The organism is Pseudoalteromonas 'SMAR', assembly GCF_048515945.1.
Taxonomy (GTDB): Bacteria; Pseudomonadota; Gammaproteobacteria; order Enterobacterales; family Alteromonadaceae; genus Pseudoalteromonas.
Genome location: NZ_JBLWMW010000007.1, coordinates 83907 through 108759 on the forward strand (window position 1 = coordinate 83907; position 24853 = coordinate 108759).

The window sequence follows — 24853 nt, forward strand, 5'->3', positions numbered from 1 at the left end:
CACATGATTATTCCCGCGTTGGACGTATTAAATAACAACATTGTGCGTCTTTACCAAGGTAAATACGAAAGCGCACAATTCTATCCTTTTGAACTGGAAGCAAGACTGCTTGAGTATCAGGATGCCGGGGCGCAGAAACTGCATTTGGTGGACTTAGAGGGCGCCCGTGATCCAGATAAAAAACAATGGCAAGTGATCCAGCAGGCAACTCAACAGTTAACGGTTCCTTACCAAGTAGGTGGTGGCATTCGTCGTCAGGAGGATGTTGCACAGTGGTTAGAAGCTGGCGCCGCGCAAGTGGTGATTGGATCCATGGCCGTAGAGCAGCAGCAAACGGTGAGCGACTGGATTGCTCAATTTGGCCCAGAGCGATTCGTGATTGCCCTGGATGTTAACAAAACTGCCAGAGGGTGGCAGCCTGCTACCCATGGCTGGTTGAATGACGCTGAACACGATTTATTTGAATTGCTGGATTATTATTATCAACAGGGTGTGGTTAACTTTTTATGTACGGACATCAGTAAAGATGGCACCATGACCGGTCCTTCTTTCCAGCTTTACCAAGATATTGTTAATCACAATAGCAAGATTCAGGTGCAGGCATCCGGCGGTGTCAGCAGCTTAAGTGATATTGAACAGTTGGCACAGCAAGGCGCTGGAGGAGTAATACTGGGTAAATCGCTACTTGAAGGGGTGTTTACGGTTGAGGAGGCGTTGGCATGTTATCAAAACGCATAATTCCCTGTTTGGACGTTAAAAATGGTCAAGTGGTTAAAGGTGTAAAGTTTCAGGGCCATGAAATCGTTGGTGATATTTTGGATTTAGCCCAGCGCTACAGTGCCGCTGGTGCCGATGAGCTGGTGTTTTATGAGATCAGTGCCAGCGTTGAAAAGCGGTTGTTGGACGTAAATTGGGTGGCTGAAGTGGCCAGACACATTGAAATCCCATTTTGCGTAGCCGGTGGCATTAAGTCGGTTGCTGATGCGGCTCGTGTATTAGAGCAAGGTGCCGATAAGATTTCCATCAACAGCCCGGCTATTGCCAGACCAGAGCTTATTAAAGAGTTGCACGATGAGTTTGGTAAGCAGTGCGTGGTGGTCGGAATTGATAGCTTTTATGATGCACAAAGCAATGAATACCTGGTTTACCAACTTACTGGCGACCCTAATGCCTCCAGCCGTACCCGTTACAAAACCCAAGAGTGGGTGGAGCGGGTACAGCAACTTGGTGCCGGTGAAATCGTGTTAAATTGCATGAATCAAGATGGCGTTAGAAAAGGCTATGACATTGAGCAGCTTGCGAATATCAGAAGCCAATGTGACATTCCACTGATCGCATCCGGTGGTGCGGGCAGTATGCAAGACTTTGTTGATGTGTTTGAGCAAGCCAATGTAGATGGCGCCCTTGCCGCCAGTGTGTTCCACAAAGGTATTATCGACATTCCAGAACTAAAACACTTTTTAGCCGACAATAAGGTGGCGACTCGACTATGTTAATTACTCAGGAAAATATGACTCAGGTAGACTTTGCCAAGTCGGAGTTAATCCCAGCAATTGTACAAGATGTGTCCACGGGGACGGTGCTAATGCAAGGGTTTATGAACCAAGCCGCTTTAGCCGTGACCTTTGAAAAGCAATTGGTGACTTTTTATTCGCGCTCAAAGCAACGACTTTGGACCAAAGGAGAAAGCTCCAATAACGTGCTACGGTTACACTCAGTGCATACCGATTGTGATTTTGATAGCCTGCTTATTTTTGCTGAGCCTGAGGGTCCTACATGCCATTTGGGCAGCGAAAGTTGTTTTGCTGAAGCCACTCCTGAGCTGGCTTTTATAGGCAAGTTAGAGCGAGTAATTGCCGAGCGTAAAAATGCCTCGCCTGACAGCAGTTACACTGCGAGTCTGTTTGCTAAAGACTTGAGTCGAAGCTGTCAAAAAGTCGGAGAAGAGGGAGTTGAAGTTGCCCTGGCGGCGATGAAACATGACAATGAAGAATTGTTAAACGAGTCTGCTGATTTACTCTATCACCTCATTGTGTTGCTACAGCGCCAAGGTCTAACCTTAGCAGAGGTGGCAAACACCCTAGCCTCACGGCATAAATAACCGCATGAGCGAATAAAGTGGCTGTCACTGCAGCCACTTTATTGTGCACTCGTCCCCGGTTTAACAGTCTCTGCCAGTTAAGTTTTGTATTAAACACAAGCATTTCTATGATTTTTTATTATGCTTAGGAAATACTTAGACTGAATGCATTAAATAACATGAACCCAAAGCAACTGCTTATTACTATATTACCCATGGTGTTAGTGGGCTGCTCTTCCCTAACCCCGAAACAACAGCAGCAACTATCGCAACTGGACGGTTGCGATAAACTAGCAGTTGTTATCAAGCAAAGTCAGGTTGGCTTTGCTGATTTAAAAGGCGCTGAGGTTGACGCTAAATTGCTAAAATCTTGGCAAGCCAAAGCACACTTAGTGGGCGAGCAATGCCAAATTGTGGCGTCGCTAAACGCTGACGAGAAGTACCTTTGTGTAGAGTCGTTTGCCAATTATGATGACGCGGTGACCATGCTACAGTATGGTGAAAGCCTTTTGTCACAGTGTTTAGGTGGAGAGTGGCAAAAACAGCTAGAACGGCCATTACCTAAGTATCAGACTCGATATCATGGCACAAATAATAGCGCGACAATCAGCTTATCTTTAGCACAAAGTTTGAGTAAAAAGTCGCCCTGGCAATTGACTCTCGACGTCACAGCAAGCAACAGCGAATAATCCTTTTGTTTGGGTACTGTGGTGGACGCAAAGCCAAAAGTTGGCGGTGCGCAATCTTGTCATAACAGTGACATGCATAGGCAATAATATGACTCGACAAACACAAAGCGTCGTTAGACACGACCCCACTTGTCGAGACAAACATGGTACACAATAGCGCTGAGTATACTAACCAAGCACAACTATTTTTAATAAATTTAGCCGGCAGCAAAGACAGACTTGCCGCAGCCCGCAAGCAGTTTGAGGCCTTTGGTATTGCCTTTGAACGTATCGAGGCGGTGTATGGCAAAGCGCTGTCACCACAGCAGTTAAATCAATATTACTGTGCTAAGTTGAATGCTAGGCAGTTTTATCGACCCCTTAGTGTAGGTGAGATTGGTTGTTATATTAGTCATTTAAAAGCGCTGCAGCAGATTGTCGCACGGCAACTGCCTTACGCCTTTATTTTTGAAGATGATTTCCAGTTGCAGCCTCAGTTTCGCGATTGTTTATCTTTGCCTCGCACCATTCCATTTAAGTGGGATGTGATAAAGCTCGCTCCTTATGGCAAAAAAAGCTATCACAGCGATTTTGCTATTCCATTGCCCAGTGGTGAGCAGCTGGTAAGCCAACGCAAAGTGTCGACGGGAGCATGTGCCCATTTAATCAGCCTTGATGGCGCCAAAAAAATCTTAGCCGCCGCAGTGCCTTTTGGTAGACCTTTTGACACCGACTTACAGTATTTTTGGGAAAAAGATCTCGACATATTCATGTTAGAGCCGCACCCAGTGCTTCAGGGAACTAATTTTGCAAGTACCATTGCTGCTCAGTCTGACCCTAAATCCAAAAGTGGCCGTTTTTTTAAAAAGCAGTGGCTTCAGATCAGAAAGTTTATTTACAACCGCCATTATCAAGCTCAGAACCGCGTTAAATACCAAGCATACTTGCATCAATAAGCAGTAAAAATAATGTGATTTTTTACTAGAGACTGGACTGCAAAAAGGCTAAATTAAACAAGACTTATAACGAAGATATGCTAATATTTAAGATTATTGCAAAATGTGTAACTTTTGTTTAATCCATTGATAATAATAACGTTGAGGGAGCACTCTAGTGTCTATCGAAATAAACTTTGAACTATCAGATGCAGATTTAGAACACTTTCGCGGCATGATGAAAGCGGCGATTGAAAAAAATAGCCAAATGAGCGATAGCGAAATCATAGCTAAAGCCAGAGAGCTGGTGGCATCGATGGAAAAATCCAACTTACCTGAATTTGTCAGCACTCGTTTGCTGTCCCTTCAAACCTTAATCGATGCTGTGCTTGATGAAGAGTGGCAAATGCCTGAAGATGAAAAGCGTGAAATCATGGCATCTCTTGCCTATTTCAGTGAACCAGAAGACATTGTTCCGGATAATGTTCCGGTATTAGGCTTCATTGATGATGCCATTATGATTGAGCTTGTGCTTCAAGAGTTGTCATTAGACCTTAAAGCATACCGTGAATTTTGTGGTTTTAGAGCCACCGAAGAGGCGCGCCGTGGCGAAGATGCCAAGGTAGACCGTGAAAGCTGGTTGGCGGGTACCCGCTCGCAAATCCGTTCTTCTATGCGCCGTGGTCGCACGAAAAACCGTTCAAGATTCTTCTCTCGTATTATGTAATCTTTGTTATATTGGCCACAAAGGCTCAGTAACAAGAGCAAATAAACAAAATCGAGAACACCTAGATACGAAAAAAGGGAAGCCAATGATAGTTGGTCTTCCCTTTGCTTAGTTTATCTATTCGGTTTACTTGCTTGCGTGTGGGTGTGCAACTCCCATCCAAGCTTGATAAAGGCGTTGTTGTGAAGCCGTTGGCGTGGTCACTGGAGTAACTTTTCTTGGCTTATCATATTTGGTTGCCAAGGTTATCTCGGTAGTCATTAATTTATCACGACGAATAAAGTGTACGGTAACCACTTGCCCCGGAGTAAAATGCTCCAAGCTGGCGGCTAACGTATCACGTACATGGTGCCTATCGAAGGACACTATTTGATCGCCCGCTGTCAGGCCCGCTTGCCAAGCATTGCCATCTTTAGCAACGCGTTGCAGTTGCAGAAGTTCACCCAGTTTGCTTGCTTTGCCATCAAAGCCTGCCACTACTTGGCTGTCTTGTGGATAAGCAAAGCTCAGCCCTACTTTTTGCAGTAACCCAGCAAAATCAATCTTTGCCGGAGAATCAACGTACTGTTGCCACCAATCACTGTAGTCACGACCAGACAGTTGTTTTAAAATCGCTTTAACGTCCTCACTGGTGAAGCTGTTTGGCAATTTGTGTTGTTTATATAGCTCGCGGTGAACATCGCGGTAACTGATTTCACCTTCTGAGTGGATTAATAAATCAAGATCTAATGCCATGGACACCAAAGCGCCTTCAGAGTAAATATTGGTGCTGAAGTTGTGGCCGTGATCGCCACCTTGGTTGATCCATTTATCAAAACTGCTTTGGGCTACCGATTGTACTGTGCGTCCTGGTGTTTCAAGGTGACGATTGATACGCTTGGTAAGCATGTCTAGGTATTCATCATTGCTGGTGATCCCGGCGCTAAGCAGTAAATAATCTTCAAAATAACTGGTAGAGCCTTCAGCCAGCCATAATAAGTCTGTGTAGTTAGGCGCAACATAATCATAGGGCACTAACCCAGCTGGGCGATAATTTTTAACGTTCCAGGTATGGATAAACTCATGTGCTGCAGTGGCCATAAAGCCAACGTAATCGTCACGTTCTTTAAAGCTGTCACGGTGGCGTTGAATGATAGTGGAGTTTAAATGTTCGGTAGCCCCTCTTGCGCCGCTGGTGGCATGAACCATAAAGACATAACGTTGGTAGGGGTATTGGTGCCAAATAAGCGAACCCGTTTGCACCAATTTTTTCAGGTCCGAAATCATCATTTCTACGTCGTAATTCCCTTCACCCCAAATCACCAGCTCGTAGTCACGATCGTCAACGCTGAATTTATGTAGTTGGTTGATACCCGTCTCAATTGGCGAATCAAGTAAGATGTCATAATTTTCAGCCTTAAAACTGTGTTTTGTATCGCCATACTGCATACCAGAGACTGAACGCCAACCGCTAGGAACAGCTAATTCCACCGTCACCGGCTCGTTGCGAAAAGCGTCGCTGAACATAAAAAAGCCTGAAGCATCGATAAACGCATGGCTATCATCCACATGCCGTGCCCGTAAGCCTAGTTCATTGGCATACACTTGATATTCAACATTGACTTGGGTTGACTCCTCAAGGTGGACACGCCACGTGTTTTTATCTATTTTTTGCCATTGCAATGGCTGGTTGTCGTCAGTGCTGGCACTGAAAAAGCGAATGCCGTTAGCCAAATCTAAAATTTCGTAACGACCTGTGCGCCAATCAGGCAGTTTAATATCCAAACTGGCCTGGCTTGTTTTTGGGAAGGTCACTTCGACGTTAGCAAGGTGATGCTCAGGTTGATCGAATGACACTTTGTATTCGACCGTGGCATAAGCATTGAGCGCTATCATCCCTAATAGACTGAGAAAAGGTTTTTTCATAATTTTGAGGTGCTTTATTATTTTTTGGCAATCTAGCAGATAGCCTCAAGTGGCGCTAATGAATATCGATGAACAGCCGTTACAATCCGATACTTTACGCCGTTAAAATATCGCGCACAATGTCGTAAATTGTTGTAGACTTATAGACTAAGATATTAATAAAAGACTGGAATTTCGTGACTGACAACGCCGTAAAACTCGAGCAAAAACTCAATCAAGCGATTGCAGCTAGAAAAACGCTCGAGGATGCTAGAAAACAACAAATAGAATTATTAACTCAGTTTGTGTCAAAACTCTCTCTTGCTTGTAAAGGTCAGGACGTTTCACTGGATAATCAGCTGGCAAAGTTTCGCAGCGCCTTAAACAAAGGCGTAGATTTTGAACACCTAGTCCCACTTATCGAAAATATATCGGAACCGTTAAAACAACAAGAAAGCACCAATAACGCCAATCATCGTGCATTAGTGCAAGCTATTCAGCAAAGTGGACGATCACTGCAAAAAGTAAAGGGTGTGCCGGATGATGCCAGACGCAAATTGCGCACAATACTCGATAGTGAATTACAAGATATTAATTCTACAACTGGTTTTCTTCCCGTTTTAGAAGCTTTAGTCAGCATATACCATCAAGTTTTACAGTCGAAAGTTGAAGTATCTGAGGATACCTTAGCGGGTAACTTCCCAAACTTGGCCTCGGATTTACTGGCCCTGATCAATGAGCTTATTTTTGAAGAGTCAATGCTGGAGCAAGTCAGTGAGATCCGCAGTAGTATTTTGGCCAATGACAGCCTAGAAAACCTCTATGATTGCGCAGCCCAAGTAATAAAAATCATAGCCGATGCCATCGCCAAAGAACGGCAATCGGCGCAGGGCTTTTTGGTGTCGTTGAACCAAACCTTAGAAGAGCTGCACCGTTCAGTGGTGGAAACCACGGCGCGTTCAAAGTCTACTTCGAAAGAGTTAGCTACCCTCAATGAGCGCATTGAAAACAAGATTCAAACGTTGAATGAGAAAACTCAAAGTGCACAATCCATCACTGAACTCAAACAACTGGTAGATAACGAACTGAAACAACTCAGTGCTGAACTTATTGAGCGCGACAAATTAGAGCGTAATGAGCGTGAAGCCTTGTTGGATTCATTTGATGCCATTAACCATAGAATTAATACCCTGGAGTCCAAGGTCAGCAGCTATAAGCGGCGCTTAAATGAACAAAAGTACAAAAGCTTATTGGATAGTCTGACTAAGCTGCCTAATCGCGCCGCGTTTGATGAGCGTTTAAATCAAGAACTGCATTTGTTTGCAGTGAATAAAAGTGACATTACCCTAGTGGTAATCGATGTCGATCACTTTAAATCCATCAACGACCAGTACGGTCACAGTGCAGGGGATAAAACACTGCAAGTCATTGCCAGAGCTTTGCGAAAATCCATTCGCAAAAGTGACTTTATTGCCCGCTATGGTGGAGAAGAGTTTGTGTTATTGATGCCTGGCATGTCGCTCAATAATGCGCAAAAGCCACTTGAAAAAGTCAGGCAAGTCATCAAATCAATACCATTCAAATTTAAAGAAAACGAAGTAGTCATTACTATTTCTCTTGGGGCAACACAATTTAAGCAAGGCGATACTAGCTTAACGGTCTTTGACCGTGCTGATGCTGCCCTCTATGAAGCAAAGAATAGCGGTAGAGACAGGCTTTGTCTCAAATAAACGCTTGGCATAACCACAAGGAGTAAGCCGATGCGAGTAGAACTCAACCCTACTGGGGTGTTGAATTTATTATCAAAGTTAGAGGTGGATTTACTACAACAGTCGACCACCAGTGAGCGTTATAGGCTATTCAGAAACTGTGCATTAGCGGTGTTAAATGTCGGCAGTCACACCGACTCAAGTGCCGAAATCTACGATAAATATAAAAATTTTGATATTCAACTGCTCGCCCGTGAGCGTGGCATAAAAATAGCGTTAGATAACCCACCTGAATCCGCTTTTGTTGATGGTCAGATAATCACCGGGATCCATGAACATATTTTCTCGGTTATTCGCGATATTTTATTTATTTGCCAAAAATACCAGGGTACAAGCGAGTCTGCTGAAGCAATCACGCACATGGTGTTTGATATGCTCAGAAATGCCGACGCCTTAGAAGTGAATAAAGACCCCAACATGATTGTCTGCTGGGGCGGCCATTCAATTAACGAAACCGAATACAAATACACGAAACAAGTAGGCTACCAACTGGGGTTGCGCGGTTTAAACATTTGTACAGGCTGTGGCCCTGGAGCAATGAAAGGGCCAATGAAAGGGGCCACTATAGGTCATGCGAAACAGCGTATTACCAACAACCGCTACCTCGGCCTGACCGAGCCAAGCATTATTGCGGCTGAGCCACCTAACCCTATCGTCAATGAGTTGGTGATATTGCCAGACATTGAGAAGCGTCTCGAAGCCTTTATTCGCGTTGCTCATGGCATCATCATCTTCCCAGGAGGCGCGGGTACTGCCGAGGAGCTGTTGTACTTACTCGGGATTTTGCTTCACCCAGAAAACCAGAAACAGCACCTTCCGGTGATTTTAACCGGTCCTAAAGAGTCTGCGGCGTATTTCCAAGAGCTGAGCGCTTTTATTGAAAAGACCCTTGGCAAAGCAGCATTAGAGAAGTTTGAAGTGATTATTGATGACCCAGAGCGTGTAGCACAGAAGTTAAAGCAATCGATGATCCCAGTGCGAGAATATCGTAAGCATCAAGGCGACGCCTATTATTTTAACTGGACGCTCAAAATTGATAATGATTTTCAACAGCCATTCGCCCCAACCCACGAAAACATGGCCGCTTTGGACTTGCATTTAGAGCAGCCTAAGCAGCTATTGGCGGCCAACTTGCGCCGAGCATTTTCGGGTATTGTAGCGGGTAATGTCAAAGACGAAGGCATAAACGCCATTCGTAACCATGGGCCTTATACCCTAAGCGGAGACAAAAGCTTGATGCAAGACATGGATAAATTGCTAGGCGCATTTGTTGCCCAAGGTAGAATGAAACTACCAGGCAGCAAATATGTTCCTTGCTATGAGATTAAAGCCTAAGTCATTACCATGAAACCAAGGCTGTTATTAATAGATGCGCTCAACCTAATTCGGCGCATCTATGCTGTTCATGAGCCAAAATCCGCAACAGAGCAAGAGGCGCACCTTAAAGCCTGTTGTCTGCGGGTTGAGCAGGCGGTGCGTTCACTACTTAATAAAATGGCTGCAAGCCATGCCGTTGCAGTGTTTGATGGTGAGCGTAGTTGGCGTTATGAGTTTTATCCTAACTATAAAATGAATCGTCAACCTATGCCTGAGACATTAAAAAACAACCTCGACCGGTTTATGGCTGCGTTTGCCGCCGCCGGGGTGAGCAGTTTTTCCCCGGATAATGATGAAGCCGATGATGTTATCGCGACCTTGGCGAGTAAAGCCGCTGAGGCTGGAATTGCCGCCACCGTGGTTTCCACAGATAAAGGCTTTTTACCACTATTGAGTGAGCAGATAAGCGTTTACGATCATTTTAAAAAATCATTCATTACCAGCGAGGATGTCAAAAGTCGCTTCTCGGTAAGCAAAGAAAAGCTAACGCTATTTTGGGCTTTAAGTGGTGACAGAACCAATGATATTCCTGGGGTCAGTGGTATTGGTATAAAAACAGCTAAAGAATTGTTAGCACGTTTTAATGACTATGATGCTATGCTCAGTGCCGAGCAACTCACTGAATCGCAGCGAGGCAAATTGCAAGCTGGTGGCAATGACTTTGTTGTGAGTTTAGCCTTGGTGACTTTGCGACAAGACATCGAATTAGGCTTCAGCCTCAAAGACCTCCGTGTTAGCTAATCGCATAGTCGTTGCCCAGCATAACAGAGTCGGTTAGGCTGGCAGTGATGGTGGTAAATAAGTGGAACTAAGGCCATGCCTTAGCAAACTGAGTAGTGAGATGATTAGAAAAATTTTACAGTACATATTTCTTGGCTTGGCGGTATACGTCACTGTGGTATTTCTAGTGATCAATTACTACAAAGACGATCCACAGGCGATGATTTGGCAAGACCGTGAGGCATTTAATAATCGTTTTATAGAAAACCTGAGCTTAGAACAGCAAACTGAGTTAGCGGATGTCTTAGACACGCTCGGCAGCCCAGATCTTACCTATGTAAAAAAGGTGGATGGCGAGGTTTTACAAATCGTGTTCTATCGCACCCAATTGGTGAAACCTGACGGCATTACCACAGAGGATGAGTGTACGGGTATGTTGTTTGAAAACAACGTACTGAAACTGTGGGGGCCAGGAGCACGAGTTGCTTTTGATAAAGCGTCGAACTAATGGATAAACGTCTTTCTGTCAGCAGAACGTTGGCCGCAATCGCCACTGGCACTCATAAAGTATTGCGTCTTTATTACCATAAAGAAAAGTGGCCAACCATTTACCCTACCCTAGTCAAGCTTGCTCAGCTTTACATTGACTGTTATGAAGCGGCACCCGGTGCCATGCATGCGCAATTGGGTTTATACAGTAAAGATTTAGGTTACAGTAGCAATTTGGTTATCAACCAAAATGTGCTGGTCTGCATGGCTTGCCACGGCCTCAAGTACTCTCGTGAAGTCACGGAAGAATTATTGTTGGCCAGTTTTGCCGATTATTTATGTGTCGCCAAGGAAAGTGACAAACGGGCTGCAGGCAAAAAGCTAAACCCACAACAAGAAAAACTCTGGCTTCGGCGTCATCAGTTTGCCGTAAAAATCCTCGCCGATGCCAACACGCCAAATTTACAATGCTTACGGGTGTTGTCACGGTTAACCAGCTATGATGCTAGGTTGGTCTCTTCTAGCCATCATCGTTTTAACGATCATGCCTCTTTAGTGGTTGCCGTCGCGCACCGACTGGCCATTTTTATTACGCCCAATGCCAAAACCAAACAACTGGCTTTCGATAAAGCTATTAAGCTTTTATATTGCAATCAACATTATAGCTTTGCATTGAAAATACTCAGTGCCATAGCACAACGTTTCGCTCAGCACCCAGCTGCATTGCTCTGCCAGCTTAATCAGCAGACCGGCTTATTAGTTCATGTTAGCGGCAAAGAAAAATTGCTTGCGATAATTGAAAATGATGAAGCGCGAAAATTGGCAAAAGCCAATCGGCGTTTTGACTTTCACTGTGGCTGCACTACCGTCAGTGGTCCACAACTAAGCTTTAAAGTGTGGCAACGGGCATTATTAGAAACGAAACAGCCTTTTGGGATCGATCAGAGTCATTTATTGCAGGCCGTTGCGGCTTTATCGCAGAGTCATTTTCAAAGTTTCCGCGCGCTGGAAAACCTAATAAGCCAATTTGATAGCGTCAGCCGTGCTATTCAAGTGGCTGCTAGACAATATAACAGAGAAAACCTCAAGGCTTCCTCAGTTCGCCACTCGCTGGCTATGGTTGGGCTTGATGCTGCGGGGTTATTATCACAACGGGTGTTATTAGAGCAGGTGATGACGGCGCAGCAACTTCCCTTTAGTGAAGATGTGTTGCATAAATATGGCCAATTAACCCAATTAATTGCGCTGTATGTAGGTGATAATTATGGTGAAGAGTTTGAACGTTTACTCTCTCCTTTTGCTGCAGTGGTTGCTTTTATTGTATTAAAGCAAGGGGTTGAAGTGCAGCACACCATGGCCAAACAACTTAAAGAGTTCTCCGATGAGGCCATATCCATTGCTCACTTATTTGGCATTCAGCAACTTAACAAAGATCAGCTTACGGATTTTACTGAGCAATATTTTCACGGCAGCATCTTACATAAAGCACTGCTCGACAGCGAGTTAAACGCTCGCTCACAAGCAAACTCACAAACCAAGCCTTTTATTTTTATTAAGTTGCAACTGATGCAGATTTTATCTCCGGATTGGCAGCCAAGTAGCTGGCAAAAGCAGTTGATGACTGAAGTAATTGCAGACAGTCGCTTTGACGATGATAAATCCTTTGCTAATGCCATCCAAGAGGCGGGTTTTTATTCACATATAGGCTGATATTTATTCTATAAATAGAATCAATAATAAGCATAAATATAAGATATGATTATTTATCATTCCATACTGGAATAAGGCGAAATTAATTGCTATAAAACGCGGCTTAAACAAGCGAGCACACACCCAACGCTATTTATACTACACTTAGACAGCATTTACCCTTGGGTGTAACACTACTTTTGATAAAGGAAAAAACATGGCAGAGCAAACCATTACAGTTATCCGTGGCGACGGCATTGGCCCAAGCATTATTGATTCTGCAATTGAGATCTTAAAAGCCGTTGGTTGTGACTATGACTATGAATACGTAGACGCCGGCCTTGCTGCGTTAGAAAAAACCGGTGAGTTACTACCACCAGCCACGCTTGAAGCGATTGAGCGTAATAAAATCACCCTAAAAGGCCCATTAACGACTCCTGTAGGTGAAGGCTTTACTTCAATCAATGTAACACTTCGTAAGCACTTTGGTTTGTATGCCAATGTTCGTCCGGTTAAATCTTTTGAGGGTACTAAAGCACGATATGATGACATTGATATCATCACGGTTCGTGAAAACACACAGGGCATGTACTCAGGTCTAGGTCAAGTAGTGTCAGAAGACGGCAACGAAGCGGAAGCCATGTCCAAAATCACTCGTGAAGGTGCCGAGAAGATCGTAACTTTTGCATACGAGTTGGCTAAACGTGAAGGTCGCAAAAAGGTAACTGCGGTACACAAAGCCAATATCCTTAAGTCGACCTCAGGCCTATTCTTAAAAGTGGCTCGTGAAGTAGGTGAGCGTTATCCAGAGATTGAATCAGCAGAAATGATTGTTGATGCAACCTGCATGAAATTAGTTATGACTCCTGAAGAATTTGACGTGATTGTTACCACTAATTTATTTGGTGATATCCTGTCAGATTTGTGTGCTGGTCTAGTCGGTGGTTTAGGCATGGCTCCAGGTGCTAACATTGGCAGTAACGCTGCAATTTTTGAAGCGGTTCACGGCAGTGCACCAGACATCGCAGGCAAGAACCTAGCTAATCCAACTTCTGTGATCCTAGCTGCAATCCAAATGCTAGAGTACCTAGGCGAAGCGGATAAAGCAGAGAAGATCCGTGCGGCAGTAGCGGATGTAATTAAAACAGGTGACCGCACAACCCGTGACCTTGGCGGCAGCCATGGTACAACTGACTTCACTCAAGCGGTAATTGAACACCTATAATAAAAGTCAGAGCTTTGGCGGTACCTATTTGTACCGCCTTCTTATAAAGCCCACCAGCACACTTAGTGCCATCACGAAACTCATACTTCCTCCTCATTAAACTCTTTTTAGTTCTACAGTTTAAATGGCAATGCCCACACCCTTCATAAAAGAATAAAAAATTCACAGGAAAGTTTATTTTAAATTGAAATGCTATATTTCATTATTTGAAATGGTATTAACTGGAATTACTATTCAATACTGTGTAGGCTAGTTAACAGTCAAATATAACAGGTAATGGTCATGCAACATTTATTTCAACTAATCGTTCTCGTGGTGGTACTGGTCTCAACATAGAGTTCAGCGGGGAGCTATTACTTGAAATAAATCACAAACCCCGCAACCAGCGGGGTTTTTTATTGAAAAAGCAAACATAACAGCAATACAGCAACGAGGAATGAGGCAATGGCAGAGCAATTTAATGGCTCAGAGCTGGTGGTAAAAGCGCTAAGCGCACTGAATGTAAGGTATATCTTTGGTTACCCTGGGGGATCGGTGCTGGACTTGTACGACGCACTGTTTCAGCAAAATGACATCGAGCATGTACTAGTACGCCATGAGCAAGCGGCTACGCATATGGCCGATGGTTATGCCAGAGCTACAGGCGAAGTAGGCGTGGTGTTGGCCACCAGCGGCCCTGGTGCCACCAACTGTGTTACCGGTATCGCCACCGCCTATATGGACTCCATTCCTATGGTAGTGCTTTCAGGCCAAGTTCCATCCAACCTGATTGGTGACGATGCTTTTCAAGAAACAGACATCGTCGGTTGTTCTAGACCCATTGTTAAGCACAGTTTTAATTGTCGCGATGCTGAGCAAATCCCAGCGGTGTTAGCAAAAGCATTTTACCTTGCTCGTTCAGGTCGGCCTGGGCCAGTTGTGGTTGAGCTGCCTAAAGACATATTGAATCCGGCATTAGGTTTTGATTTTATCATGCCTGAGACAGTATCAATGCGCACCTACAACCCCAATGTTAAGGGTCATTCGAAACAGATCCGCAAAGCGGTTGATGCCATTATTGAAGCCAAAAGATTGGTGATCTATTCCGGTGGCGGCGTAGTACTGTCCAACACTTCACAGAAGCTTACCGAGTTGGTTGAAAAGCTTAATGCGCCTATCACCAACACCTTGATGGGTTTGGGGGGGATCAGTGGCACTCACCCTAATTTCATTGGCATGTTAGGCATGCATGGCAGCTTAGAAGCCAACAAAGCCATGGCCAATGCCGATGTTATTTTGGCACTCGGTGCACGCTTTGACGACCGCGTCACCAACAACGTTAAAAAGTTTTGTCCTAACGCTAAAATTGTTCACGTTGATGTCGACCCCACCTCTATTTCGAAAACCATCAAAGCGCATATTCCCGTGGTGGGTTGTTTAGACACCGTGATGGAACAATTACTTACTGGCATAGAGCGCAGTGAAAAGCGCATTGATAGGGCTGCGCAAGAGGACTGGTGGCAACAAATCACGGTATGGCGTTCACAGCAATGCTTGGCATACACCCCAGGGGTTGAAAAAATTAAGCCACAAACTGTCATTGAGTCACTTTACCAGTTAACCGATGGCAATGCCTACGTGTGCTCCGATGTCGGTCAGCACCAAATGTTTGCCGCGCAATATTATCCATTCAAATCACCACGGCAATGGATTAATTCCGGTGGCCTTGGCACCATGGGATTTGGCTTGCCGGCCGCGATGGGCGTGAAAATGGCATTTCCTGACAACGAAGTGCTTTGTGTTACTGGTGATGGCTCTATCCAGATGAACATACAAGAGTTATCCACCTGTTTACAGTATGGTTTGGCTGTCAAAGTGGTTTCTCTAAACAACCGCTCCCTGGGCATGGTGAGGCAGTGGCAGGACATGATGTATGAAGGCCGTCACTCCAGCTCGTACATGGAGTCTTTACCCGATTTCGTCGCACTAGCAGAAAGTTATGGTCATGTTGGGATCCGCGTTGATAGGCCGGAGCAATTAGCGCCAGCACTTGAACGGGCCTTTGCAATTACCGATAGATTGGTGTTCTTAGACATTTTGGTCGACGAGTCAGAGCATGTTTATCCCATGCAAATAAAGCAAGGGGCGGTGGATGACATGTGGTTGAAAAAAGGAGTACGAGCATAATGAAGAGAATCTTATCTATCTTACTGGAAAACGAACCGGGTTCACTGTCTAGAATTGTGGGACTGTTCTCGCAACGGGCTTATAACATTGACAGTTTAACCGTGGGTACTACGGCGGATAAAACCTTGTCGCGGATCACCATCACCACGCAAGGGGATGACAGAATTGTTGAGCAGATCACCAAACAAGTAAACAAAATTGTCGATGTTCTAAAAGTCATCGACTTAACTGAAATGCAGCACATCGAGCGCGAATTACTGCTAGTTAAAGTGTTTGCTCGTGATGAAGTCACGCGAGCGGCCATTAATCGTGTTGCGGACGTGTTTCAGGCAACCATTATTGATATGGGGAAACAAAGTTATATTTTGCAAATGGTGGCAGACAGTGAGCGCCTCGAGTCGTTTTTAGACTTATTACGCCATGAAAGTGACATCATAGAACTGGTGCGCTCTGGTGCAGTTGGCATTGGCCGTGGTGATAAAGCATTAAAGGGCTAATTTACTCTAAAAGCACAACTGGCTATAATCGCGCAATTGTTCGCAATAAGGTAATAACATGGAACTTGCGCGATTTTGGCAACTGGTCACAGCACCAGCTCAATGTAATGACAACAGCTATCTTAATGAGCGTCTGCAAGCGCTTGGAGCTGACGAGATCGCTGAGTTTGATGCCCTCTACAGTAAAGAATTGAGAGCTCTGTGGCATTGGGATAATTGGAAGGTAGCATATGTCATTGCCGGGTGTAACAGTGAGTATGACTTCCTAGATTTTTGTAATTGGATCCTCAGTCGTGGTCCAGAAGCGTTGGCCATATTGACAGCCGAGCCCGATAGTTTAGCTGAGCAATTCCGTATTACTTATAAAGATACGCTGCCCTACCCGTTTATTGACGAGCTCGACTTGGTTGCGGGTCTGCTGTACGAGCAAAAGAGCGATGACGAATTACCCTATCACAGCGTGGTAAATTTTCCGCCTCAGGGTAAAAAATTCAAAAACAAGCCGAAACAACTTAAAGCCGACTTGCCAAAATTATACAGTCAATATTGGCTAGGTTAGGGGCTTAAACAGCTAAGCCACATTGATTTGGCTTAGCTGTAGGTTTTAATTAAATTTGACTGTGAACCCAGTGTTTAATTTTATCTTCTAAAATGGGCATGGGTAATGCGCCATCAATTAAAATTTGGCTATGAAATGCCTTAATATCGAATTTGTCGCCTAAGGCCTTTTCACTGTAGTCTCTTAATTCTTGAATTTTGAATTGCCCTACCTTATAAGAAACCGCTTGACCAGGCCAGCCTATGTATCGCTCAACCTCGGCGGTAACATCCGACTCTGCCATGGAAGAATTGTCGAGCATAAATTCAATGGCTTGCTCGCGACTCCAGCCTTTAGCATGAATACCGGTATCAACCACAAGACGCATAGCTCGCAGCTGTTCATCCACTAAACGGCCATACCACATCATGGGATCGGTAAATAACCCCAATGATTTGCCTAAACTCTCGGCATACAGTGCCCAGCCTTCAGCAAATACCGTATAGCCACCGAACTTTCTAAAGCTCGGTAAACCTTCCACCTCTTGTTGCAGTGCAATTTGGAAATGGTGACCAGGCGCGGCTTCATGAATAGAAAGGGTTTCTACCAAAAATTTAGGCTGTGCTTTTAAGTTGTGACCATTAATATAAAAGACGCCAGGACGGCTACCGTCAGGGGCTGGTGCAGCATAGGATGCTCCTGCAGCCGATTGTGCTCGGTATGCTTCAACCAGCTTTACCTCATAATCTGCTTTTGGTTGAATGTCGAAGAGTTGCGGTACTCGAGCATCGATTTTTTGCTTTACGTTTTCATAAGCGGCAATCAGTTCATCGGCGGAGTTAAAGTAAAATTGCTCATCTTCGCGGAGAAATTGGAAGAACGCTTGTAAATCGCCTTCAAACTGCATCTGCTCTTTAACCCACTCCATTTCATTGCGGATCCGCGCCACCTCTTCTAAGCCGAGTTGGTGAATGTCCTCGGCGTTTAAATCCAAGGTGGTGTGGTTAGCAATTTGGTATTCATACCAAGCTTTACCATTTGGCAGTGCGCTATAGCCAACTGAATCGCGGCTATTGGGTAAATACTCCGTGTTAAGAAAATGGCTCATATCGCGATAAGCGGGTACCAAAGTATTCATCACCATATCTTGGTATTGTGTTGTTAATTGCTCCTTTTCATCATCACTGAACGTCTCTGGGAAGTTTTGGATTGGGCCCCAGAATACCGACTGCGTGGCATCGCTCACCACATGGGATTCAAACTGGGGGATCAGCTTTTTAGTGAGCGCTTTTGGCAATACCACACCGGCTTCTATGCCTTGGCGCATATTGGCCTTAACGCCTTCTAACCATACCACAAAGCCTTGAGCACGTTGAATAAAGTCTTGATAGTCTTTTACGCTATTAAATGGCTGCGCGCTTTGCCCTGAGCCAAAGCCGGCAAAAATGTTATGCATGCCTGACATTTGGTTGATTGGCATTAGGTGACTTGGGAACTCAAAGCCTTGTAAGCTAAAAGCAAGATCGCGCTTAAGAATTTCATAGCTTAGTTTTGCTTGGCCACTGAGTTTACTGGCATCTACCTGGTCTAGTTTGGCTTGGTACTTTTGCAGCAATGCTTTGCTCTGCGCCAGTGTTTCTGCTGTGGTTGGAGGGTTAAATTTATGGTTCACATTAGGCTTACCTAAGTAAGTACCATACACTGGACTCATTGCCAGTGACTCTGCAAAATATTGCTCACTTAAGTCATTAACCAGTTGATTTTGGCTGATTGTTTGTTGTTGTGTGGCAACAACTTCCATGCTGTTATTGGTGGTTTGACATCCAGTTAGCGCCACTAGAATGGCCGCTGCGGTTAGGGAAATGGCTTTCATTGTTTTTCTCTTGGTACTAAGTTGGTAACTAGTTTGCCAGAGTTTGAATCAAAATTGCATGCTTATTTTGTAACGCAAGATGTGCTAAGTGAATTGCAGAAAATGACAGTGCCGCCGCAACAGACGACACCCTAGAATTACGCGCCGACGATAATTTTTAACATGCGGCGAAGTGGCTCAGCGGCACCCCAAAGCAGTTGATCGCCCACAGTAAACGCACTGATGTACTTATCGCCCATGCTGAGCTTACGAATGCGCCCGATGGGGATATCCAATGTGCCAGTGACATGCACAGGCGTTAATTGTTGGGTACTGGCATCACGCTCATTAGGAATGACTTTTACCCACTCATTATGCTCAGCCAGTATGGCTTCTATTTCGGCTACGCTGCGATTCTCTCGTAACTTTATTGTTAGCGCTTGGGCGTGGCAGCGCATGGCTCCCACACGCACACACAAGCCATCTACAGGTATAGGCTGTTTTGCCGAGCCCAGAATTTTATTCGCTTCAACCTCTGCCTTCGATTCTTCTTTGCTTTGGCCTGACTCCATGGCGACATCAATCCAAGGAATTAAGCTACCAGCCAGTGGTACGCCAAATTGATCTTGGGGTAATGCCTCGTCTTTAATTTTATCTGCCACTAGCTTATCGATTTCCAAAATGGCTGAGCTGGGGTCATCGAGCTGTGCTTTTACTGAACTGTGAATTTCACCCATTTGAGTTAATAATTCACGCATATTTCGAGCACCAGCGCCAGAAGCGGCCTGGTAGGTCATTGGACTGACCCACTCGATTAAGTCTTGTTCAAATAAACCGCCTAGAGCAAGTAACATCAGTGAAACGGTACAATTGCCACCGACAAAGGTTTTTACGCCCTGCTCTAAGCCTTGCTCAATAACATCGCGATTGACCGGGTCGAGTACAATGATGCTGTCATTGGCCATTCGTAATGCCGATGCTGCGTCTATCCAATAGCCATCCCAGCCTTGTTCACGCAATGACGGGTATACGGCGTTGGTGTAGTCGCCACCCTGACAAGAAATAATAATGTCCATTTGTTGTAATGCTGCGGTATCAGTTGCATCCAGCAGTGGTTTTGCTTCTCCTGTGCCAGCAAAACAAGGGCCAAGTTGGCCTGCTTGTGAGGTGGTGAAGAAATGGGCATCAATGGCGCTAAAATCATTTTCTTGTTGCATACGCTCCATCAGTACAGAGCCAACCATGCCACGCCAGCCGACGAGTCCTACTTTTTTCATATTTATGCCTTCATTCTGGTTAATACGGATCATTGCGTGAGTCGTATGTCTAGACGTCTACAATAGCAGGGAATAATGGCATGAGCCAGTGTGAAAAAGAGATTATTTGCAATAAAAAACCCCGCAGAGCGGGGTTTGGATACAACATGTAAAGGTTGTCCTAATTAAACGCGTGGCGTTTAAAAGAACTCGGTTCAATGACGGCTAAATTTTTCTTATATTTATCAACTAAAGCCTAGCAGCTGCATCTGACACAGCCGCTTAAATCTGTGTAACTTAATGAAGTGTTTGAATATATTCTATTGTAGCAACTATACACATAGATACATCTGTGCGTCTAGGAAAAAATGATGACTGTCGCAAAAACTTAACACTAGTTGATCTCAAACAAAAAAGCCAAGGACAGGCCTTGGCTTTGGTTAAAGCTTAGTTGTTCATTAGAACTCGTAACTGTAGCTTACGCTAATGCCAGTACCCACGTCCTTTTGTCGAACCATGATGTCAGACTGAGTGACTTCCTGATCTTCATCTAACAAGTTTTTGATTTTGAACTTCACTTTTGAGTTAAAGTCAGGATACCAGGTGTACACAAGGTCCAAGGAATGGAACGGCTGCTCGAAGGCATCTTGACGACCGCCGATACCGGAAGCCAAAATTCGCTCGCCAAAGACATTGTATACCAACGAGCCACTGTGTTGGCCATCAGCAGAATCATAGTTAAGCTGTAGGTTAACCACGTATTCTGAGTGACCGGTCATACGCTTGGTTGGGTTGGTTAAGTTACCCGCCTTAGCAGGGTCAATGGCCACTTCAGAGTCACTTAAAGTAATATTACCTGAAGTAAATACGCCACTGACTACGGACGATAAGTCGTATAGCCATTCCGCCTCGATACCATACACTTCGCCCTCTTCACCGTTAACAAAGGTGGCGGTATAGTCTTCATCACCAACACGTAAAACGGTTTCGATTGGCGCGGTAATATCCTTATAGAAAGCAGCTACCGAGAAGTTGTCGCCGTTATCCATGTAATACTCGAAGCGAGCATCGTAATTTTTCAGGTCACTGCTTTGTAAGCCAGAGACACCGAAAGTACGAATATCGGTTAGTGGATCGTAGAACGCCACTGGTACCAGCTCTCGTAAGTCAGGACGTACTGTGGTTTCACCATAACCCAAGCGGATTTGATAATCGCCATCTGACAAGTAGGTGAATGACAGCGCATTATAGAAGTCATCTTCATTAACCGTACCAGCAAGGATACGGTCTTGGTCATAGATGGTTTCCATGGTAATGCGGTCAAAGATCAAGCTTGAAGTACCGATAGACACTTGTTTAAAGTCTTCATAGCGGATACCGCCACTTAGACGCCAGGTGTTATCGAAGAACATATCAAATTCAGCATAACCAGCATCAATTTTTTGCGCCGCTAGGTAGTCATCCGCAGCAGGTGCTTGAGGCTCGTTGAAGGTTAATAAGAAATTATTGTTATCAACAAACTCATCACTCAGATAGCCAGTCATTGAATTGATGTTGCTGGCATCAAAGTTAATTGGAATTGGGATACCGGTGTTATTGTTCACTACAAAGTTACTGGTGTTGTAGACACGAGCACGGTCCATAAAGTCATAACCGGCCTTCAGTGTTACTTCAACTCCTGAGAAGGTCAGTGGTAAAGTGGCGTTACCACTGTACGACTTGACGTTATCTTCCATGTCCGTGAATGAATACGAAACGCGGTTATCGTCACCAGTAACAATTGAATCTTGGTAAGCACCAGACTCATCATAGCCGTCGATAAACTTGTAGTCGATTTCGGTTGGGATTTCAGTTTCAGCCTTTGACTCAGTGTATTGCCAGTCAATGCCTAAGCCCCAATAATCCAAGAAGGTGTGCTGACCGATCACTTGATCAATATTCAGCGTGCGCTCTTCGTAATCGAACTCATGGCTACGTTGTGCTTCACCAGTACCAGCAATGGTGCGCACGGTACTGCCGTTAGGGCTTTGTAGTACCGAGATATCCGATTCACGCTCATTATCTTCAAGATAAATCTTAGAATAAGTGACGCTGTGCATATCAAGCTTGTAGCCCAAGTTGAATACGCCATTCATGCGCTCGGTTTCAGTGGTGACTTTAGACTCTTTTAATGTCACATAGCACGATGCCGATGCGTCTTCTGCGCTCTCAAGGGTAGTAGTACACCCTTCTAACAAGGTATCGTCAATCACGCCGGTTTTACGGTCGCTGTATTTCCAGTCGTTATCGTAAGAGCCTGCCACCATAACGCCAATCGTACCGCCAAGCCAAGGCTCATCGAAGCTGTCGCCAATATTGGCTTTAATGTCAAAGTTGGGGTCCAGTGATTCTTGCTCTACCTTTAAATCACGAGGCAGTGATTTCACTAAGCCTTTGACGATGCTAGCTGCTTGCTCTGCGCGGGTAGCATCGGCTGTGTCTGTGATGCCATCTTTAGCAACGATTTCACCGAGGCGGAAATCACCGCGATACTTAATAACCGCATCTTGTAATACTTGTGGCACGCCTTCGGCAGCGCCGCTGTATAAAAACCCTTCGTCGGAATTAAAGTTCTGGCCTACACCTACTTCAATCCCTGCGGTAAATTCAGACGGAACCGATTTGGTGCGAATATCAATGTTACCGCCACCAAAGGCTGCTGGCATTGAAGGAGAATAGGCTTTTTGTACCGCTAAACTCTCAATGATACTGGATGGGAAAATATCCAGTGGAATAACGTTTCGAGTCAAGTCGGGGCTGGGCACTGCCGCACCGTTTAAGCGCGCACTGGAGTAGCGCTCACCTAAGCCACGCACATAAATAAACTTACCATCTACCAGGGTTAGGCCTGTTACCCGACGCAAAGCAGATGCAGCATCACTATCACCGGTGCGAGAAAGTTGCTCTGCGCCTAAAATATCGGCAACAAACGCTTGGTTCTTTCTTTCTTCAATCACGGCTGCAGCACTACCTTGCAATCGAGTCCCTACCGCAACAACTTCTTCGATAGTTTGCTCTTCTTCTGCGATACTAGGCATAGAAGTCGCAACTGTTAGCGACGCACTTATCGCTAAAGCTACTTTTTTAAATTTCATTTGAGTATCCATTTGCAATCCTGCCAAAAATCATAAAAAAGGCGCAACGACTGCGCCTCAGTGGTAATAACGGGCGTTACTACCGATTATTAGTCAGCGTTTGAAGCGTCGATTGCTTTCTTAGCCCACTGATACCACTCTGAAGAAGTGTCCTGGTCAGACACTGCGCCGATGTAGTCAACCGTGGTGAAGAAGTTATCGTTAAGACCGCTTAGGTCGTTAGCGTCAATGGTGATTGCAGTTGAGCTGGTGTTGGTTGCAAAGCCGTCAGCAGCAAGTACGTCTTCAGCACCGCCTAAGATTAAGTTAGAACCGTCGTTACGGAACCACTCTTCTTTGCCTTCGCCCTGAGGTAATGTTTCAGAACCATTTTTGAAGTTCGCAGCACAAGCCAGTACTGAGTTAGCAAAGTTTAGCTCATCCGCTTCGGCATTGGCCGCTTCATCTTTGTCTGAGTTTTTAAATTCTAGACATTCAGTGCCGTTAGCAGCTTCTGCTTTTACTACTAGCGCGTTGTAGTACATACCGCGAATAGCATCGTCGAACTTCATACCTTGTGATGCGCTGTTGTCACGGATAGATGAACCGTCTGTAGTTAGAACCGTCACGTTTGCGAAGTTCAGGGTAGAAGCTGGTGCTTGGTTATAATCTGCGCCACCGTTCTTTTCACCATCGGTTTCAAAACCGTTGTTACCCATGAAGCCTTCAGTGCCTGCTGGAATTAGCTGAGCGTTGCCGTCATCATCTGAGTATGTAACGTCTTGTTTCGTTTTGATAGTGCCGTGCTTAACCAAGATGAACTGGCCTTTACCTTGCCAACCGGCATCCACGTCTATGGCGTCATCCTGAGTATCTGTAACCACGATGTTCTTGATAGAAGCTGCACCACCGAAGAACTCGATGCCATCGTCAAAGCCTTGGTGAATGTGAAGGAATTCAAAGCTAGAACCTGAACCCACTGCGTTTAACGTCAATGAGTTTAAGTCGTCACCGGCACCGCCATCACGAGGGCCAGAGCCTGCATACCAGATGTGAGCGTATTTGATTTGACCGCTGCTGTCGGCGTTATTGTTGCCGCCATAGTAGCTGGTGATACCTTCTGAATCTGAGTTACAGTTGTTAGCATCGCGCTCGGCATTAGTACATTCGTTAGTAAGACCAAAGCCGTTTACCATGATGCCACCCCAGTCAGCAAACTGAGCGCCAGTCCCTGCTAGGTCAAATGCTTCAAATTCTGCTGCAGAGGTAAAACGAATAGGGGCATCGGCAGTACCTACGGCATCAATTTTAGCGCCACGTGCGATACGTACTATTGACTCACCTGAGGTAAATGCCATGACTGTACCTGGCTCAACAGTTAGCGTTGGACCATTTTCATTGATAGTACAGCCGGTTGATGTATTACAGTCTTTACCGATAAGAAGTGCGCCTTTGAATACGTGCGCACCACCATTTTCAAGTGCAGAGAAAGTGATGTCTGATTCAATTTCAAGTGATTTAGAAGCAAACTCTGTGCTGTACACACAGTGTGGTGCTTGGAATTGACCTTGAACCTCAGTGCTGCCAACTGTGCGAGCTGTACAAGGGTTAGTTGTACCTGTGTCACCGCCAGTATTGCCATTGCCTTCGTTGTTTGTTGTGTTGTTTGAATTATTAACACTGTTGTCATTGACAGTCGGTGTTACTTCGATATCACCACCACAACCAGTAAGGGCCATTGCTGCGACGATTGCAGACACTTTAAAGAGGTTTTTTAGTTCCATTGCTAACTCCAGTAGTAGACTTAAAATAAGTTATTATTTGCTGTGTTTATTTGATGTGACTAAATTAAAGGGGTTTTATTACGG

The 24853-nt window shown here is 45.0% G+C and carries 20 protein-coding genes and 1 pseudogene; 15 read left to right on the forward strand and 6 right to left on the reverse strand.

Annotated elements, in window-relative coordinates:
• Positions 1-3: 3 nt before the first annotated feature.
• The 6 genes from ACNKW2_RS05220 to ACNKW2_RS05245 all read left to right on the forward strand — a co-directional run bounded on the left by ACNKW2_RS05220 (position 4) and on the right by ACNKW2_RS05245 (position 4410).
• Positions 4-738, forward strand: coding sequence for a 1-(5-phosphoribosyl)-5-[(5-phosphoribosylamino)methylideneamino] imidazole-4-carboxamide isomerase (locus tag ACNKW2_RS05220; protein WP_419147596.1), 735 nt, complete (start codon positions 4-6; stop codon positions 736-738).
• Complete coding sequence (gene hisF / locus ACNKW2_RS05225) at positions 720-1496, forward strand: imidazole glycerol phosphate synthase subunit HisF (protein ID WP_419147597.1); 777 nt, start codon at positions 720-722, stop codon at positions 1494-1496. Before ACNKW2_RS05220 ends, hisF begins: the two co-directional genes overlap by 19 nt.
• The gene (hisIE, locus tag ACNKW2_RS05230) at positions 1490-2101 is read left to right on the forward strand and encodes a bifunctional phosphoribosyl-AMP cyclohydrolase/phosphoribosyl-ATP diphosphatase HisIE (protein WP_419147598.1); all 612 of its coding nucleotides are present in this window, start codon (positions 1490-1492) and stop codon (positions 2099-2101) included. The genes hisF and hisIE overlap by 7 nt, the downstream gene beginning before the upstream one ends.
• 158 nt (positions 2102-2259) lie before the next feature.
• Complete coding sequence (locus ACNKW2_RS05235) at positions 2260-2769, forward strand: hypothetical protein (RefSeq protein ID WP_419147599.1); 510 nt, start codon at positions 2260-2262, stop codon at positions 2767-2769.
• A 143-nt stretch (positions 2770-2912) separates the two neighbouring features.
• Positions 2913-3704, forward strand: coding sequence for a glycosyltransferase family 25 protein (locus ACNKW2_RS05240; protein ID WP_419147600.1), 792 nt, complete (start codon positions 2913-2915; stop codon positions 3702-3704).
• 157 nt (positions 3705-3861) lie between these two features.
• Positions 3862-4410 carry a YkvA family protein gene (locus ACNKW2_RS05245; protein WP_419147601.1) on the forward strand — a complete coding sequence of 183 codons (549 nt, stop codon included), beginning with the start codon at positions 3862-3864 and terminating at the stop codon, positions 4408-4410.
• Between the two features lie 126 nt (positions 4411-4536).
• On the opposite strand, the gene ACNKW2_RS05250 is transcribed toward ACNKW2_RS05245, so the two are convergent.
• Positions 4537-6315 carry a M61 family metallopeptidase gene (locus tag ACNKW2_RS05250; protein ID WP_419147602.1) on the reverse strand — a complete coding sequence of 593 codons (1779 nt, stop codon included), beginning with the start codon at positions 6313-6315 and terminating at the stop codon, positions 4537-4539.
• Between the two features lie 176 nt (positions 6316-6491).
• Here ACNKW2_RS05250 and ACNKW2_RS05255 point away from each other — a divergent pair, with 176 nt between their 5' ends.
• From ACNKW2_RS05255 to ACNKW2_RS05280, 6 genes are all read left to right on the forward strand, one after another.
• A complete protein-coding gene (locus tag ACNKW2_RS05255; RefSeq protein ID WP_419147603.1) occupies positions 6492-8024 on the forward strand; it encodes a GGDEF domain-containing protein in 1533 nt (510 codons plus the stop codon).
• Positions 8025-8054: 30 nt separating this feature from the next.
• Positions 8055-9398, forward strand: a complete 1344-nt coding sequence (ppnN, locus tag ACNKW2_RS05260; RefSeq protein WP_419147604.1) for a nucleotide 5'-monophosphate nucleosidase PpnN — start codon at positions 8055-8057, stop codon at positions 9396-9398.
• A 9-nt stretch (positions 9399-9407) separates the two neighbouring features.
• Entirely contained in the window at positions 9408-10181 is a 774-nt protein-coding gene (xni, locus tag ACNKW2_RS05265) for a flap endonuclease Xni (RefSeq protein ID WP_419147605.1), read from the forward strand.
• A 100-nt stretch (positions 10182-10281) separates the two neighbouring features.
• Positions 10282-10668, forward strand: coding sequence for a DUF3192 domain-containing protein (locus ACNKW2_RS05270; protein WP_419147606.1), 387 nt, complete (start codon positions 10282-10284; stop codon positions 10666-10668).
• Entirely contained in the window at positions 10668-12359 is a 1692-nt protein-coding gene (locus ACNKW2_RS05275; RefSeq protein WP_419147607.1) for a hypothetical protein, read from the forward strand. The genes ACNKW2_RS05270 and ACNKW2_RS05275 overlap by 1 nt, the downstream gene beginning before the upstream one ends.
• A 196-nt stretch (positions 12360-12555) precedes the next feature.
• Complete coding sequence (locus ACNKW2_RS05280) at positions 12556-13563, forward strand: isocitrate dehydrogenase (RefSeq protein ID WP_419147608.1); 1008 nt, start codon at positions 12556-12558, stop codon at positions 13561-13563.
• Between the two features lie 24 nt (positions 13564-13587).
• Here ACNKW2_RS05280 and ACNKW2_RS05285 read toward each other — a convergent pair.
• Positions 13588-13653, reverse strand: a pseudogene (locus ACNKW2_RS05285) (GlyGly-CTERM sorting domain-containing protein); the annotation flags it as partial.
• 354 nt (positions 13654-14007) lie between these two features.
• On the opposite strand from ACNKW2_RS05285, the gene ACNKW2_RS05290 reads away from it, so the two are divergent.
• Genes ACNKW2_RS05290 through ACNKW2_RS05300 form a run of 3 tightly spaced genes read left to right on the forward strand, consistent with a single transcriptional unit; the run spans position 14008 to position 16785 of the window.
• Positions 14008-15729 carry an acetolactate synthase 3 large subunit gene (locus ACNKW2_RS05290; protein WP_419147609.1) on the forward strand — a complete coding sequence of 574 codons (1722 nt, stop codon included), beginning with the start codon at positions 14008-14010 and terminating at the stop codon, positions 15727-15729.
• Entirely contained in the window at positions 15729-16226 is a 498-nt protein-coding gene (gene ilvN, locus ACNKW2_RS05295) for an acetolactate synthase small subunit (RefSeq protein WP_419147610.1), read from the forward strand. The genes ACNKW2_RS05290 and ilvN overlap by 1 nt, the downstream gene beginning before the upstream one ends.
• 58 nt (positions 16227-16284) lie before the next feature.
• The gene (locus ACNKW2_RS05300) at positions 16285-16785 is read left to right on the forward strand and encodes a DUF4240 domain-containing protein (protein WP_419147611.1); all 501 of its coding nucleotides are present in this window, start codon (positions 16285-16287) and stop codon (positions 16783-16785) included.
• A 49-nt stretch (positions 16786-16834) separates the two neighbouring features.
• On the opposite strand, the gene ACNKW2_RS05305 is transcribed toward ACNKW2_RS05300, so the two are convergent.
• The 4 genes from ACNKW2_RS05305 to ACNKW2_RS05320 form a co-directional block, all read right to left on the reverse strand.
• Positions 16835-18637, reverse strand: coding sequence for a DUF885 domain-containing protein (locus tag ACNKW2_RS05305; RefSeq protein WP_419147612.1), 1803 nt, complete (start codon positions 18635-18637; stop codon positions 16835-16837).
• Positions 18638-18774: 137 nt separating this feature from the next.
• Positions 18775-19893, reverse strand: a complete 1119-nt coding sequence (gene asd, locus ACNKW2_RS05310) for an aspartate-semialdehyde dehydrogenase (RefSeq protein WP_419147613.1) — start codon at positions 19891-19893, stop codon at positions 18775-18777.
• Positions 19894-20330: 437 nt separating this feature from the next.
• Positions 20331-23018 (reverse strand): TonB-dependent receptor plug domain-containing protein, encoded by a 2688-nt coding sequence (locus tag ACNKW2_RS05315; RefSeq protein ID WP_419147614.1) that lies wholly within the window; start codon positions 23016-23018, stop codon positions 20331-20333.
• 77 nt (positions 23019-23095) lie between these two features.
• Complete coding sequence (locus ACNKW2_RS05320) at positions 23096-24769, reverse strand: hypothetical protein (RefSeq protein ID WP_419147615.1); 1674 nt, start codon at positions 24767-24769, stop codon at positions 23096-23098.
• Between the last annotated feature and the right edge of the window lie 84 nt (positions 24770-24853).

What these genes read in the sequence shown, in the direction of transcription:
- ACNKW2_RS05220 (WP_419147596.1), top strand. Translation starts at nt 4, where the DNA reads ATGATTATTCCCGCGTTGGACGTATTAAATAACAACATTGTGCGTCTT.
- hisF (WP_419147597.1), top strand. Translation starts at nt 720, where the DNA reads ATGTTATCAAAACGCATAATTCCCTGTTTGGACGTTAAAAATGGTCAA.
- hisIE (WP_419147598.1), top strand. Translation starts at nt 1,490, where the DNA reads ATGTTAATTACTCAGGAAAATATGACTCAGGTAGACTTTGCCAAGTCG.
- ACNKW2_RS05235 (WP_419147599.1), top strand. Translation starts at nt 2,260, where the DNA reads ATGAACCCAAAGCAACTGCTTATTACTATATTACCCATGGTGTTAGTG.
- ACNKW2_RS05240 (WP_419147600.1), top strand. Translation starts at nt 2,913, where the DNA reads ATGGTACACAATAGCGCTGAGTATACTAACCAAGCACAACTATTTTTA.
- ACNKW2_RS05250 (WP_419147602.1), bottom strand. Translation starts at nt 6,315, where the DNA reads ATGAAAAAACCTTTTCTCAGTCTATTAGGGATGATAGCGCTCAATGCT.
- ppnN (WP_419147604.1), top strand. Translation starts at nt 8,055, where the DNA reads ATGCGAGTAGAACTCAACCCTACTGGGGTGTTGAATTTATTATCAAAG.
- xni (WP_419147605.1), top strand. Translation starts at nt 9,408, where the DNA reads ATGAAACCAAGGCTGTTATTAATAGATGCGCTCAACCTAATTCGGCGC.
- ACNKW2_RS05270 (WP_419147606.1), top strand. Translation starts at nt 10,282, where the DNA reads ATGATTAGAAAAATTTTACAGTACATATTTCTTGGCTTGGCGGTATAC.
- ACNKW2_RS05275 (WP_419147607.1), top strand. Translation starts at nt 10,668, where the DNA reads ATGGATAAACGTCTTTCTGTCAGCAGAACGTTGGCCGCAATCGCCACT.
- ACNKW2_RS05280 (WP_419147608.1), top strand. Translation starts at nt 12,556, where the DNA reads ATGGCAGAGCAAACCATTACAGTTATCCGTGGCGACGGCATTGGCCCA.
- ACNKW2_RS05290 (WP_419147609.1), top strand. Translation starts at nt 14,008, where the DNA reads ATGGCAGAGCAATTTAATGGCTCAGAGCTGGTGGTAAAAGCGCTAAGC.
- ilvN (WP_419147610.1), top strand. Translation starts at nt 15,729, where the DNA reads ATGAAGAGAATCTTATCTATCTTACTGGAAAACGAACCGGGTTCACTG.
- ACNKW2_RS05300 (WP_419147611.1), top strand. Translation starts at nt 16,285, where the DNA reads ATGGAACTTGCGCGATTTTGGCAACTGGTCACAGCACCAGCTCAATGT.
- ACNKW2_RS05305 (WP_419147612.1), bottom strand. Translation starts at nt 18,637, where the DNA reads ATGAAAGCCATTTCCCTAACCGCAGCGGCCATTCTAGTGGCGCTAACT.
- asd (WP_419147613.1), bottom strand. Translation starts at nt 19,893, where the DNA reads ATGAAAAAAGTAGGACTCGTCGGCTGGCGTGGCATGGTTGGCTCTGTA.
- ACNKW2_RS05315 (WP_419147614.1), bottom strand. Translation starts at nt 23,018, where the DNA reads ATGGATACTCAAATGAAATTTAAAAAAGTAGCTTTAGCGATAAGTGCG.
- ACNKW2_RS05320 (WP_419147615.1), bottom strand. Translation starts at nt 24,769, where the DNA reads ATGGAACTAAAAAACCTCTTTAAAGTGTCTGCAATCGTCGCAGCAATG.